The sequence below is a fragment of the Terriglobus tenax genome (assembly GCF_025685395.1).
Taxonomy (GTDB): domain Bacteria; phylum Acidobacteriota; class Terriglobia; order Terriglobales; family Acidobacteriaceae; genus Terriglobus; species Terriglobus tenax.
This window is the reverse complement of record NZ_JAGSYA010000004.1, coordinates 716,052-728,706: the sequence shown is the minus strand read 5'-3', so window position 1 is coordinate 728,706 and position 12,655 is coordinate 716,052. Positions and strand designations below refer to the sequence as shown.

Genomic DNA, 12,655 nt, shown 5'->3' with positions numbered 1-12,655 from the left:
AGAAAACAGGGCATGACCGAAGTCATGCCCTGTTAGCGCGAAAAAGTTCTCATGCAGGTCTCTTCACCGCGCTGCGTTTCGGTCGAGAGGGTGGTATGCCCTACGAGGCCGAAACCGGCTGCGTGCAGAACTTGCAGCGGGTGGCGGTCATTGGAATATCGCTCTTGCACTCCGGGCAGGCCTTGGTGTCGGCCGGCGGCGGCGGGTTGAACTTCTTCAGCAGATAGGTCGTGGGAACGACGACGAAGAAGTAGACAACGGATGCGATCAGCAGGAAGGAGATGGCGGCATTGAGGAAATTGCCATACTTGATGATGCCTGTTCCGACGTGCCACTCAAGATACGAGAAGTTCGGTTTCCCCACGGTGGCCGCGAGCAGCGGAGTGATGACATCCGTGACGAGAGAGGTAGTAATGGCGCCAAAGGCCGCACCGATGATGACGGCGACGGCAAGATCGACGACGTTGCCGCGAAGAATAAAGTCGCGAAATCCTTTGAGCATGTGCTGGTCTCCTTACCCGTGGTTCGATGCGCGCTGTGTCAGCGCGAACTTGTTAACCAATGGGCATAAGGATACAGAAGAAAGAAGAGCAACAGAGTGAGAACCATCAGGTCGGCGTAGATGATCAATAACACTCCGCCGTGGTACCAGGACCATGTGCGTTGCATGCAGCGGATACAGTCCACGGTTCCGATCAGCGCCACGAGATTGGGCAGGAGCAGCCACAGGGTCGCGCGATTGTTGGGGAAATCGGAGAGCCACGCACCTGCTACCAGCGCCGCGATGGGGAGGATGAGTCCGCGCAACAGAGACTTCCGGCGAAGGTCGAACAAGGCGGGTACTGCCATAGATCTATGGTACCGCCGCGGAGAAAGGCTTGATTAGGACGAAAGTGCGTTTTGATGCCATCACCACGCGGCGCGGGTCAGCCAGTGGGCATACGGGTAGACGAGGAAGAGCAGCAGCATCATGATGACCATCAGGTCGGCGTAGACCAGGAACAGGACGCCGCCGTGATACCAGTCCCAGCGGCGCTTCATGCAGCGGGCGGTCTCCCACGTGCCCCAGCAGGAGCCAAGAAGGGGAAGGATGATCCAGGGCGACGGACGGCTGTTCGGGAAGCCGGAAAGCAGAATCCCTGCCGTGAAACTCGCCATGGACAACAGCGAGCCTCGCAGCAGGGATTTGATACGGGGCTGGAACAGGGCAAAGACGGTTGCCTCACTCCGGGTATAGCTAATTGGCTGGTACGGCAGACTCCGCATCACGCATCTCCTTCATGGACACCTCATAGGGTGCCCGAAGGACGCCGCGCTCCGTTATGATCGCCGTCACATACTTTGCAGGGGTGACGTCGAAGGCCGGGTTCTCAATTCCGGCTCCGTTGGGGGTCATCTGCTTGCCGTTTGAGTGCGTCACCTCGTAGGCCGAGCGCTGCTCAATCGGAATCAGGTCGCCATGGGCGGTGTTCATATCCACCGTCGACCACGGAGCGGCCACGTAGAACGGGATCCCGTGTTCCTTGGCCAGAACGGCGACCGAGTAGGTGCCGATCTTGTTGGCCACGTCGCCATTGGCGGCAATGCGGTCCGAGCCCACAATGACAGCCTGGATGCGGCCCTGACGCATCAGTGCGCCTGCCATGTTGTCGCACAGCACCGTGGTGGGAATATTGTCATACAGCAACTCCCACGCCGTTAGACGGGCACCCTGAAGGTAGGGCCGGGTCTCGTCGGCCAGAACGTCAATCTTGTGTCCGGCCTCAACTGCCGCACGAATCACTCCCAGCGCGGTGCCGTAACCGCAGGTGGCCAGGGCCCCGGCGTTACAGTGGGTCAGAACAGTACCTTCCTTTGGCAGCAGAGCGGCGCCGTGCGCGCCCATCCGCTTGCAGGCGGCAATGTCTTCGTCGTACATGGCCTGGGCTTCGGCGATGAGGGCAGACTTGATCTCGGGGATGGTGATGCCGGGCTTAGCGATCAACGCCTTGTAGACATCGTTCATGCGGTCGATGGCCCAGAAGAGGTTGACGGCGGTGGGGCGCGTTGCGGCCAGCACCTTGCTCATCTCTTCGACCTCGGCGGTCAGGGCACCGAGAGTGGTGGCGGAACTGCGGTCAACGCCAAGCGCAATGCCCATGGCGGCGGAGACGCCGATGGCAGGTGCTCCGCGAACGATCATGTCGCGGATGATGGTGGCGACGTCCTGGTAGCTGGTGGCGGTGACGTAGATTTCATCGAGCGGCAGCTTCGTCTGGTCGATGAAGCGGACGCCTTCGGGGGTCCATTCGAGGGTAGGAATCATCGCCTTTTATTCTATCGAAGGTCGTCGGCGTGGAGGTAAGATGCCGATGTGAACTCCCAGACGATCCTGACAATAAGCCGCACTTGGTGGTTTGCTCCCACACTACATGTCGTATTGTTTGCAATTGCTTTTCTGGGAGCAGGTACCTCAAGAGCCTTACTTGGATGGGCCGAAGGGATGGCTTGTCTGCATCCTCTTCTTCGTAGATATTCCCGTTGCACTCGTGGCTTTTTCGGCCATGTGGGATGGGAAGTTGGCGTTCGGAATCTTGTTGTGGGGGATTGGCGGGAGCGCCTGGTGGTTGTTTCTGGGCTGGGTGATTCGCTTGATCTACGATTCGATCCAGACTCATAAGAAAATGAGTCTGGATATCTAGAAACTGCTACTGCAACGCCACATGCGCTGCCCGCACATCATTCGCAGTGAAGGCCGCGATAAACGGTGCTCCCGCAGCTGCGGCTTCGATGTTGGCGCGTCCGCCCTGCTCGCGATCCACCAGACAGAGGATGCCGATGATCTCCATGCCTGCGGCTTTGACGGCCTCAATTGCGGTGATGGTGCTGCCGCCGGTGGTGCAAACATCGTCCACAATCACAACCTTCGCACCCTGCTTCAGGAAACCCTCCACCTGGCGACCCGCTCCATGCCCCTTGGGTTGCTTGCGGACAAGAAAGCCGTTCAGCAAGGGATGGCCGGGGTGATCTTTGGCGTACCAGGCGGAGGCGCTGGCGGTGTTGGAGACGACCGGGTCAGCGCCCATTGTCAGCCCACCCACAGCCTCGGCCTCCGGAAAGTTCTCGCGGATCAGGTCATAGAGCACCAGGCCGGTCAGGCGGCCACCCTCGGCGTGCAGCGTAGTGATGCGGCAGTCGATGTAGTAATCGGACTTCGCTCCCGACGACAAGGTGAAGTCGCCCAGGCGGAAGGAGAGGGTGGCGATCAGATCTAGAAGGTCTTGCTTTTCGGAGGCGGCGTTACGGTCGGTCATCTCAGGATTGATTTTAGTCAGGATGAGAAGGAAAAACAGGAAGGAATGCTTACTGCTGCAGCTTATCCAGATGCCGGTAGCCGCCGGTCGCAATGAAGGTCAGCAGGAACAGCGTGCCGTTGTAAGCGGCGTGCAGCAGCGTGGAAGCCGCCAGCGAGCGCAGGCGGACGCGGACGGTAGTCAGCACGCAACTGACGCAGAACAGCAGTGCAACGGCGCCCCAGGTGTCTGCCAGTTGCGAGGCATGCAGGGACGCGAAGCCAATGCTGGTGACGATGCCTGAGAAGAGAATGGCCTGCAGGCTGAGGGTATCGGTCGATTCCCAGTGGGCGCGGGCGGTATCGGACCGCTCCATACGCAGCCAGTCAAAGGCGATGGCGACGCCCGGCAGAAGGTAGCCGCGGAAGATCATCTCCTCAAAAAACGGGGCGATGGTCGAGCCGAAGATCGTGATCAGCCACAGGTCCAGCGGATTCTTGAAGAAAGCGTTCATCGGGGCCGTGTCCGGCACGGTGACAAAGCGCTCCGCAAGGCCGGCAGCGGCGGAAAGGCCAACGCCGCCCAGCAAAAGCAGGCGCCAGTAACGGCGCACAGCGGCGAAGTTCCACTGCAGTACGTCGAAGTAGGGCCGCTGCCAGAAGCGCGGATAGAGGAAGAAGGCCCAGGAGAAGGTGCCCGCGTAGGCGATGCCCATGGCGTAGACCGAGATGCGCGGCAGGTTGGCGATTTTCTCCAGAGCGTCCTTCTGCAGCTTGTGGTCGTGCAGGCCAACAAGGAAAACCAGCGCCGAGGTGGCGACGAGCAGTAGTAAAAAGGCGGAGGCGGCAAAGACAACGCCATAGCCCAGGTGCGGCTGCCGCCGTATTGGCTGGCTGGACTGCAACGCCTCTTCCAGGCGGCGAAAGTTCTCTTCCGCGCGCTCCTGGTCGATCTCGAAGCCGTTGTTGTTCTCGCTCACTTCTTCGCCTTCTTAGCCGGTCTGGCGGGTGTTTTTGTTTCCACGAAGTAGCGGCTCAGGAACTCCGCGGTATGCGAGCCCTTGACCTTCGCCACCTCTGCCGGGATGCCGGCAGCAACCACCGTACCACCGCCGGAACCGCCTTCGGGACCCATGTCGATAATCCAGTCGGCGTTGCGGATGATGTCAAGGTTGTGCTCGATGATCAGCACCGTATTGCCCAGGTCGGCCAGCTTGTGCAGCACGTCCAGCAGCTTGCGGACGTCGTCAAAGTGCAGGCCGGTAGTGGGCTCGTCCAGCATGTACATGGTGCGGCCCGTCTGCCGCTTGCTCAGCTCGCGGGCCAGCTTCATGCGCTGCGCCTCGCCGCCAGAGAGCGTCGTGGCCGACTGCCCCAGGTGAATGTAGCCAAGGCCGACATCCACCAGCGTCTGCAGCTTTACCTTCACGTTGGGAATGTCTTCGAGGATGGGCAAAGCGTCTTCGATGGCGAGTTCCAAAATGTCCGCGATGGAGTAGCCCTTGAACTTTACGGCCAGCGTCTCCTGGTTGTAGCGGCGGCCGTTGCAGACCTCGCACAGCACATAGACGTCCGGCAGGAAGTTCATCTCAATGCGCCTCTGACCGTCGCCCTGGCAGGCCTCGCAGCGTCCGCCCTGTACGTTGAAGCTGAAGCGGCCGGGCTTGTAGCCGCGTTCGCGACTTTCGGGCAGCATGGCGAACAGGTCGCGGATGGCGGTGAAGACTCCGGTGTAGGTGGCCGGATTCGAGCGCGGGCTGCGTCCAATGGGTGACTGGTCAATCTGGATGACCTTGTCGAACTCCTCAAAGCCCTTGATGGACTTGTAAGGCTCGGGCTCCTCGCGGCTGCCGTAGAGCTCCTTCGCCAGCGCGCGGTAAAGAGTGTCGTTGATCAGCGTCGACTTGCCGGAGCCCGAGACGCCGGTGACCACCGTCATGATGCCGACAGGGACCTTGGCCGTGACGTCCTTCAGGTTGTGGCCTTTTGCTCCGTCAATCGTGACCCATTTGCCCGTCAGAGGACGCGGCTCGGTGCGGGCGGAGATGGCGATCTGGTTCGACAGGTAGAGCCCCGTGAGCGAGTGCGGGTCCTCCATCATCTGCTGTGGCGTGCCCTGCAGCAGCAGGTGGCCGCCGTTCTTGCCGGCGCCGGGGCCGATGTCGATGACGTAGTCGGCCTTGCGGATGGTGTCTTCGTCGTGCTCCACCACAAGGACGGTGTTGCCCAGGTCGCGCAGGCTTTCCAGCGCGGTGATCAGGCGCTGATTGTCGCGCTGGTGCAGACCGATGGAGGGCTCGTCCAGCACATAGAGCACACCGCGCAGGCGGGAGCCGATCTGCGTAGCGAGACGGATGCGCTGACCTTCACCGCCGGATAGGGTCGCCGCGGAGCGATCGAGGGAGAGATAGCTGAGGCCAACGGCATTCAGGAACTCGAGGCGCTCGATGACTTCGCGTTGCAGGCGGTCGGCGATGATCTGCTCGCGGCCGGTGAACTTGAGGGTGCGCGCAGTGTCGAGCGCGATGTCCAGCGCCATGGAGGTGAAGTCGGCGATGGACTTGCCATCGACACGAACGGCGAGCGACTCCGGGCGCAGGCGTGCTCCTTTGCAGGCGGGGCACAGCGAAGCCGACATGTACTGCATCATGTATTCGCGGTAGCCGTCGGACTTGGTCTCTTCCAGCGAATCGCGCAGGTAGCTCAGGATGCCGTGGAAGCCGGTACGGCTGGTCTCGCCCTTTGGAGGACCGTACAAAAGCAGCTTCTGATGCGCGTCTGAAAGCGACTCGAAAGGCTTCTTCAGGTCGATCTTGTACTTCTCCGCCGCCAGCTTGATGAGCTTGAGCAGGTATTGCGAGGCAGAACCCGGACCCATGGCGCCGTCGAGCAGGGGCTTGGACCAGTCGGTGATGGTCTTGGCGGGGTCGAAATCGTAGATGCTGCCCAGGCCGTGGCACTCCGGGCAGGCGCCGTAGGTGGAGTTGAAGCTGAAGCTGCGCGGCTCCAGCTTGGGCACATTGATGCCGCACTCCGGGCAGGCCATGGACGAGGAGTAGAGCGTCTCGTCCATGCCCGCGATGCCGATCAGAACCAGACCGTTGGCCATCTGCAGAGCCTTGGCGACGGAGGCCTCCAGGCGGCGGGTGTCCGGCTTTCCGTCCGCGCCAAGCTTCAGAATGACGCGGTCGACGATGGCCTCGACGGTGTGGTTTTTGCGCTTCTCCAGGCGCATGCCCTCGGTGATCTCAGTAACTTCGCCGTCGATGCGGGCTCGGAAGCCCTGCTGGTCCAGCGCTTCGAGTTCTTCGCGGAACTCGCCCTTGCGTCCGCGGACGATGGGGGCGAAGACGGTGATGCGTTCGCCGGGGGAGAGGGCGACGATGCGCTCGACAATCTGGTCGGCGCTCTGTCGGCTGATGGGGCGTCCGCAGTTGGGGCAGTGCGGCTGGCCGACCGAGGCATAGAGCAGGCGCAGGTAGTCGTAGATCTCCGTGATGGTGCCAACGGTGGAGCGCGGCGAGCGCGAGGTGGTCTTCTGCTCGATGGAGATGGCCGGGGAGAGTCCCTCGATGGCGTCGACGTCCGGCCGCTCCATCTGGTCCAGGAACTGGCGGGCGTAGGCGGAGAGCGTCTCGACGTAGCGGCGCTGGCCCTCGGCGTAGATGGTGTCAAAGGCGAGTGAGGACTTGCCCGAACCGGAGAGGCCGGTAACCACCGTCAGCGTGTTGCGAGGAATGGAGACGGAGATGTTCTTCAGGTTGTGCTGGCGGGCACCGCGGACCGTGATGTGAGTAATGCTCATAGGCAAGCAATCGCGGGCTGGCCGCAAAACTCTAGAGTACATCCTTTGTCACCCCCGGTAGGGCGACGGGTGAGGCAACACGGCGCGGAAAGACTGTATCTGAAGCATCAACAGATGCCGCTAAGTCATGCTTGCGCAATGCGGATGTGTTGAAATAATAAGAACGCCGGGCAGTGATCCCGGCGGGGAGTTGGCGTGGTGACATCAGTCATGATTCTGAGTGCGGTTCTGGCATCGCTGGCGGCAGGTGTTCTGCTGGCTTATGGTGTTTGCCAGGCGCTATTCGCCATCTTCCGTGTCCATGCGCGTTCGGTGGCGGCCACACGGGTCGCCTCGGCGCCGGCGCGGACGATTGCGGGCTAGTGATTTTCCAAGGTATTCGATCAGAAAGAGAACGGGAGCCCTTAGGGGTTCCCGTTTCTTATTTGCCGTTCTGCTGCTGGCGCATCTGCATCAACTGCTGCAGTAGCTGTTCAGGAGTCTTCACACCGTTGGGCGACTGTTGCTGATCCTGTTGCTGGTTGTTGTCGCCGTTGTCATTGCCATCGTTCACCTGTTGAGACGGCTGGGAGCCATCGGCCTGCGCTGGCGGGCCAAAGGAGCCGATGGGAACACCACCCTGCTGCGGTGGAGGCGGCGAAGCAGGCCTGGGAACATTGTTCTGCTCCGGTGGCGTGGAACGGATGAAGGAGTCTTCCTGGTCGCGGCGCTGGTTGGCGGCGAAGACGCTGGGCGGCGTGGGAGAGCCTTGGCGAGCGCTGAGCGTCAGGTGTGCGGCCTGCGTGGCCGTCGCCTCCTGGAAGAGCATGTTGCTGGTTGTGCCGTCGAGCAGTTGGCGCAGTACCGCGCCCGTCTTGGCCGGGCCATAGCTTCCGAAGATGCGTTCTTCGTTGACTCCACCGGTAATGTTCATGCCGGTCTTGCGGGCGATCTCGCGCAGGGTCTGGTTCAGGCTGGAGTTGTCCGTGGTTACAGTGAGGATGCCATTCTGATAGGTCACCTGCGGCGGAGTGGTAGCGGGCGCAACCGGTGCCGGTGCGGTGGGAGCCAGGGCTGTCGGAGGCGTGGCCGGCAAGGCAGCCGAAGGCTTCTGCTGGGCGTGGAGTGCGAGGCCGGACAGAAGGAGGCAAACTCCGAAGACGATGGTTTTGCGCTGCATACAAAGGATTAGACGCTGGTTGAGCCGGAAACGAGCGCAGACTGCGTCTATCTCAACTAGACTAATCAATGCCGCGAGGGGTTGGCAGGTGCAAAGCCCCGGAATTTCGCGGCCGGGGTTCCGGAATGAAGCGTTTGTCTGCCGTGTTTGCTGTTCTGTTAGCTGCCGGTCCGCTGGCGGCGGAGACATGTACCACCCAGTCGCAGATGCAGGCCATTGACCGCGATGGAATTGCGCAGGCGGCGCGGACGCTGGCGCTGGCGATGCAGGCCAACGATCCGGCGGCAATTAAGGCTCAGAGCAGCGCAGATCTGGCGAGCAACTTCGCCGCGGTGGCCTCGCTGACCGGCGATACGTCTCCAAAGCTGAAGGGATCTCCTCTGGCGGTGGAGAGCGTGTGGCTGCTGGATGCGACCGGCCTGAAGCCCAATACGGACGGCTCACCCGCGACCGGGCAGTTTTTCTGCACCCTGAATCAGAGTTCGACAGAAACGGATTTCATCATCGACGGCCTGCCGGCAGGCAAGTACGCCTTTGCCATTGTGAATGCCGGGGGAGCGAACCCGTGGCGTATCAGCATGCTGCTGCGCAACGAGGGCGGATGGAAGCTTGCGGGTATCTACCCCAAGGCGACGACCTCCGCAGGCAAAGACGGGCTGTACTACTGGACGACGGCGCGCACCATGGCCAGGCAGAACCAGCCGTGGAACGCATGGCTGTATTACCAGCAGGCTGCGGAACTGCTGCAGCCCGTTGGGTTTGTAGGCAGCACGCACCTGGAAAAGCTGCGTACGGAGGCCTCTGCCGCCGCGCCTCCGGTGGTACAGAAGGGGCTTTCCGCGGAGCAGCCGCTGGTGCTGCGCGCTACGGATGGCAGCGAGTACCGCATTACAGGTTTTGGCTTCAATGACAGCGTCAGCAAAGACAAGGTGGACCTTGTGGTTCATCTGAAGGTAGAGACGATGGGCGACTCCGTGGCGGCCCGCAAACGGAATACCGAGGCTGCACGAACGCTTGTCCTCGCGTATCCTGAGCTTCGTTCAGCCTTTCATGGAGTCTGGGTGTCGTCGGAGGCCGCAGGTGCGTCTGCCTTTGCGACGGAAGAGCCCATGGAAAACCTGCGCTGAGCGGGTACGGGCCACGGCCACGTTTTGAAGGAGCAAGGTAAAGCAACGAATGAGCCGCGCCGAAATCAAATCGCTCGCACAGGCAATTCGCGAGCGTCGTGCAAGCCAGAGCTTTGACGGCGAACCCATGCCGCAGGATGATCTGCGCAAAATTTTAGAGGCCGGTCTGCAGGCTCCCAGCAGCTATAACCTGCAGCCCTGGCGCTTTGTAGTGGTGCAGCAGCCGGAACAGAAGCGCCGCCTGCGCGGAGCCTGTTTCAACCAGGCCAAGGTGGAAGAGGCAAGTGCCGTGATTGTGGCCTGCGGCGATGTGGATGCCTGGCGCAAGGACCTGGACGATGTGATTGACTCCGGCCTGAAGGGCGGCATGAGCGAGAGCTTTGCCGCGGCCTCGCGCGAGAGCATTCCGCAGTACTTTGCTGAGTTCAACTCTGACCAGATGCACGGCTGGCTGAACAAGCAGGTGATGATCGCCTTTACCCACATGCTGATGATGGCTGAGGTGCTGGGCTACGATACGGCTCCGATGGAAGGCTTTGAGCAGGACAAGGTGCATGAGGTGCTGCGCCTTCCCATGAGCTACTGGGTCGTGGCGTTGCTGGCGGTTGGAAGCGCGCATGGGCAGGAGAAGTTCAATGGGGGACGTTTTCCGTTTTCGCACACGGTCTTCTGCGAGGAGTTTGGCAAACCGCTGAAATGAGCGATAACCGCGAATATCCCAGCGCCCCCATCGTCGGAGTGGGGGCGATTGTCTTTCAGGACAACAACGTTCTGCTGGTGCGTCGTGGCCGCGAACCGCTGAAGGGCGAGTGGAGCCTGCCGGGTGGCCGCCTGGAACTGGGCGAGAGCCTGCAGGAGGGCGTTGCCCGCGAGGTCAGAGAAGAGACCGGCCTGACCGTGGTGCCGCTCAGGCACGTTGAGACCCTGGACCGGGTTGTCCGCGATCGCGACGGGCGGGTTCTCTATCACTATGTGCTGGTGGACTACCTGTGCGAATTGCGCGGCGGTGTGCTCGAATGCGATGACGATGCCATGGATGTCGCCTGGGTGCCGGTTGCTAACCTTCGCAGCCCTGAGATCGCAATCGCGGAGTTCACGCTGACGGTACTGGAGAAGGCCTTGCTGTTACGCTAGTGCCGCGCGTTGCTGCGCCTGCTGCTTGTGCTGAGAGGGAACGATGGGAGCGGTTAAGGAAAGCATCTTTGAGATTCCGCTGCTGCGGGAGTATTGGGAACATCTATCCGAGAGGCGCCCGGCGCCTGCCTGGGATCTGCAACAGGCGTTGTTCAGTGCGCTTGGGGTAAACGGGCTGGAGGTCAGCCGGTTCGTCCTGGAGAAGCGGCCTGCCTTCGATGCGTTTGAACAGTGGATTCTCGATGGCCATAACGGCCAGATGGACGAGGGCGAGTTGGAGCGCCTGCGCCGCGCGCTTGCCGGTGAGACCGTCGGATCGGCTGCGGGAAACCTGGACAATGTCGAAGGGCTTTCTGAGGAGGACCTGCGGCACTGGGATGAGTACGGCTATGTGATCCTGCGCAATGCGGTCTCGCCGGAGCAGGCCGCCGCCGCCGCGGCAGCCGTGTATGAGCATCTTGGGGCCGTCCCGGATGACCCCGGGAGCTGGTACCGCAATCCGCAGGGACATAGCATCTGGGTACGCACGCTGATGAATCCTGCGTTTGTGGCGAACCGGAAGACTCCGCGTGTGGTGAAGGCGTTTGCGCAGCTCTGGGGACGCGAGGACCTGTGGCCCACCATCGATCAGGGCGGCCTGAATCCCCCGGAGAAGCCGGGATGGCTGTTTCCGGGGCCGCATCTCCATTGGGATTATTCGCTGGCGCGGCCGCACACACTGGATATCCAGGGAATTCTCTACCTGACGGACACACCGGCGCACCAGGGAGCGTTCTGCTGCATCCCGGGGTTTCATCGCACGCTGGGCGACTGGCTGGATGCACTGCCGGAGGGAAGTCATCCGCGCGAGGCAATTCTCGGTCATGCGGGAGCGCAGCCCATCGCAGCCGGCGCTGGCGACCTGGTGATCTGGCACGCAATGCTGCCGCACGGCAGCAGCCCAAATAGGGGCGTGCTGCCAAGGGTGGTGCAGTACCTGTCCATGCGGCCCACGCGGTGGGAGCGTACGGAGACGTGGCTGTAGGCGCTATTCGACCGGCTTGACGGTGATCGCTGTCAGGTTGCGGACCCAGCGCGCCGGGCGTTTTTCTTCCGTGCTGATCAGTTTGAAGGCTCCGTCCTTGTCGATCGGTTTGCCGTCCACCTGGTCGGCGATCAGCACGTCACCCGTGTGATTGGCAGGATCGGTTTCGGCCAGGGAGTAGAGCACGCGGTAGTGGTCAGCGCCCTCGGCAATAACGCCAAGCAGGTAGAGTTTGCCGCGCAGCTTTTCGCCGGTGGGGGCATCAACCTGCTTCAACAGATCGGAGAGTGGCACGCCGGAGTAGCTTTCCTTGGCCTTGGCATGCTCGTTGAAGACCTCGGCGGTCTTGTGCGGCATGGCTTTCAGATCTTCGGGCGATAGCTTCAGCACTTTACCGCCGGGGCCGGTGATGGTGAGCGAGGTGGAGGCGCTGGCGGGGGCATGCGCCATGGGCTGTGCACTTTGCGCCAGGACGGGAAGGGAAGCAAGAGTGAGGACGAGGGCAAGGCAGCTGTCGCGCATGGTGGTTACCAGCCTAGCCCACCTGTGTCATATACTCAAAGCATGTCCATCGTCAGCAACGCAGCCGCGATCGCCAAAGGTATGAGCATCACCCTGAAGGAAATGTTCCAGCCCACCGAGGTTGAGAACTACCCTGACGGGAAGGGGCCGATGCGTGGCGCGCAGTTCCAGGAGCGTTTCCGCGGCAAGCACCAGCTGCAGCGCGATGAAAACGGCCTGGAGAAGTGCGTTGCCTGCTTCCTGTGCGCTGCGGCATGCCCGTCGAACTGCATTTTTATTGAAGCGGCGGACAATACGGAAGAGAAGCGCATCAGCTCGTCGGAGCGTTACGCGAAGGTCTACAACATCGACTACAACCGCTGCATCTTCTGCGGTTACTGTGTCGAGGCATGTCCGACCGACGCCATCACGCACGGTCACGGCTTTGAGCTGGCCAGCCTGAATGCGACCAGCCTGGTGATGCGTAAGGACGATCTTCTGGTGCCCTCGCAGATCCTGCCGGCGCGTGCGGCATCGTCGACCGAGAAAGCTGAAGTTCTCGCTTAGGACAGCGTAAAATAGGGGAAGCGATTCCCCATATGTCTGCACCTCACAAGAAAACGATTCTCCATTT

The 12,655-nt window shown here is 61.5% G+C and carries 15 protein-coding genes; 6 read left to right on the top strand and 9 right to left on the bottom strand.

The annotated features are described in order from the left end of the window. Positions 1-100: 100 nt before the first annotated feature. From mscL to uvrA, 7 genes are all read right to left on the bottom strand, one after another. Positions 101-502 carry a large conductance mechanosensitive channel protein MscL gene (gene mscL, locus OHL13_RS08530; RefSeq protein ID WP_263409707.1) on the bottom strand — a complete coding sequence of 134 codons (402 nt, stop codon included), beginning with the start codon at positions 500-502 and terminating at the stop codon, positions 101-103. Between the two features lie 38 nt (positions 503-540). Further along, the gene (locus OHL13_RS08525) at positions 541-849 is read right to left on the bottom strand and encodes a permease (RefSeq protein ID WP_263409706.1); all 309 of its coding nucleotides are present in this window, start codon (positions 847-849) and stop codon (positions 541-543) included. 60 nt (positions 850-909) lie between these two features. Then, the gene (locus OHL13_RS08520; protein ID WP_263409705.1) at positions 910-1,266 is read right to left on the bottom strand and encodes a permease; all 357 of its coding nucleotides are present in this window, start codon (positions 1,264-1,266) and stop codon (positions 910-912) included. Further along, positions 1,238-2,305: an S-methyl-5-thioribose-1-phosphate isomerase gene (gene mtnA / locus OHL13_RS08515; RefSeq protein WP_263409704.1), complete on the bottom strand. Its 1,068-nt coding sequence runs from the start codon at positions 2,303-2,305 to the stop codon at positions 1,238-1,240. Before mtnA ends, OHL13_RS08520 begins: the two co-directional genes overlap by 29 nt. Before the next feature lie 382 nt (positions 2,306-2,687). Then, complete coding sequence (gene pyrE, locus OHL13_RS08510) at positions 2,688-3,293, bottom strand: orotate phosphoribosyltransferase (protein WP_263409703.1); 606 nt, start codon at positions 3,291-3,293, stop codon at positions 2,688-2,690. A 49-nt stretch (positions 3,294-3,342) separates the two neighbouring features. Further along, on the bottom strand, positions 3,343-4,251 hold the full coding sequence (locus OHL13_RS08505) for a CPBP family intramembrane glutamic endopeptidase (RefSeq protein WP_263409702.1): 909 nt from the start codon (positions 4,249-4,251) through the stop codon (positions 3,343-3,345). Then, entirely contained in the window at positions 4,248-7,076 is a 2,829-nt protein-coding gene (gene uvrA, locus OHL13_RS08500; RefSeq protein WP_263409701.1) for an excinuclease ABC subunit UvrA, read from the bottom strand. The genes OHL13_RS08505 and uvrA overlap by 4 nt, the downstream gene beginning before the upstream one ends. A 195-nt stretch (positions 7,077-7,271) precedes the next feature. Here uvrA and OHL13_RS08495 point away from each other — a divergent pair, with 195 nt between their 5' ends. Beyond that, a complete protein-coding gene (locus tag OHL13_RS08495) occupies positions 7,272-7,439 on the top strand; it encodes a hypothetical protein (RefSeq protein ID WP_263409700.1) in 168 nt (55 codons plus the stop codon). A gap of 58 nt (positions 7,440-7,497) precedes the next feature. Here the strand turns inward: OHL13_RS08495 and OHL13_RS08490 are convergent, their stop codons facing one another. After that, positions 7,498-8,235: a hypothetical protein gene (locus tag OHL13_RS08490; protein ID WP_263409699.1), complete on the bottom strand. Its 738-nt coding sequence runs from the start codon at positions 8,233-8,235 to the stop codon at positions 7,498-7,500. Positions 8,236-8,360: 125 nt separating this feature from the next. On the opposite strand from OHL13_RS08490, the gene OHL13_RS08485 reads away from it, so the two are divergent. From OHL13_RS08485 to OHL13_RS08470, 4 genes are read left to right on the top strand one after another with little or no spacing between them, the layout of a single operon-like run. After that, positions 8,361-9,362, top strand: a complete 1,002-nt coding sequence (locus tag OHL13_RS08485) for a hypothetical protein (RefSeq protein ID WP_263409698.1) — start codon at positions 8,361-8,363, stop codon at positions 9,360-9,362. Positions 9,363-9,411: 49 nt separating this feature from the next. Continuing rightward, complete coding sequence (locus OHL13_RS08480; RefSeq protein ID WP_263409697.1) at positions 9,412-10,062, top strand: nitroreductase family protein; 651 nt, start codon at positions 9,412-9,414, stop codon at positions 10,060-10,062. After that, positions 10,059-10,496 (top strand): NUDIX hydrolase, encoded by a 438-nt coding sequence (locus OHL13_RS08475; protein ID WP_263409696.1) that lies wholly within the window; start codon positions 10,059-10,061, stop codon positions 10,494-10,496. The genes OHL13_RS08480 and OHL13_RS08475 overlap by 4 nt, the downstream gene beginning before the upstream one ends. 43 nt (positions 10,497-10,539) lie before the next feature. Further along, on the top strand, positions 10,540-11,520 hold the full coding sequence (locus tag OHL13_RS08470; RefSeq protein ID WP_263409695.1) for a phytanoyl-CoA dioxygenase family protein: 981 nt from the start codon (positions 10,540-10,542) through the stop codon (positions 11,518-11,520). A gap of 3 nt (positions 11,521-11,523) precedes the next feature. Here OHL13_RS08470 and OHL13_RS08465 read toward each other — a convergent pair whose 3' ends face one another. Then, positions 11,524-12,042 carry a molybdopterin-binding protein gene (locus OHL13_RS08465; RefSeq protein WP_263409694.1) on the bottom strand — a complete coding sequence of 173 codons (519 nt, stop codon included), beginning with the start codon at positions 12,040-12,042 and terminating at the stop codon, positions 11,524-11,526. A gap of 42 nt (positions 12,043-12,084) precedes the next feature. Here OHL13_RS08465 and nuoI point away from each other — a divergent pair, with 42 nt between their 5' ends. Continuing rightward, positions 12,085-12,588, top strand: a complete 504-nt coding sequence (nuoI, locus tag OHL13_RS08460) for an NADH-quinone oxidoreductase subunit NuoI (protein ID WP_263409693.1) — start codon at positions 12,085-12,087, stop codon at positions 12,586-12,588. Positions 12,589-12,655 lie beyond the last annotated feature (67 nt).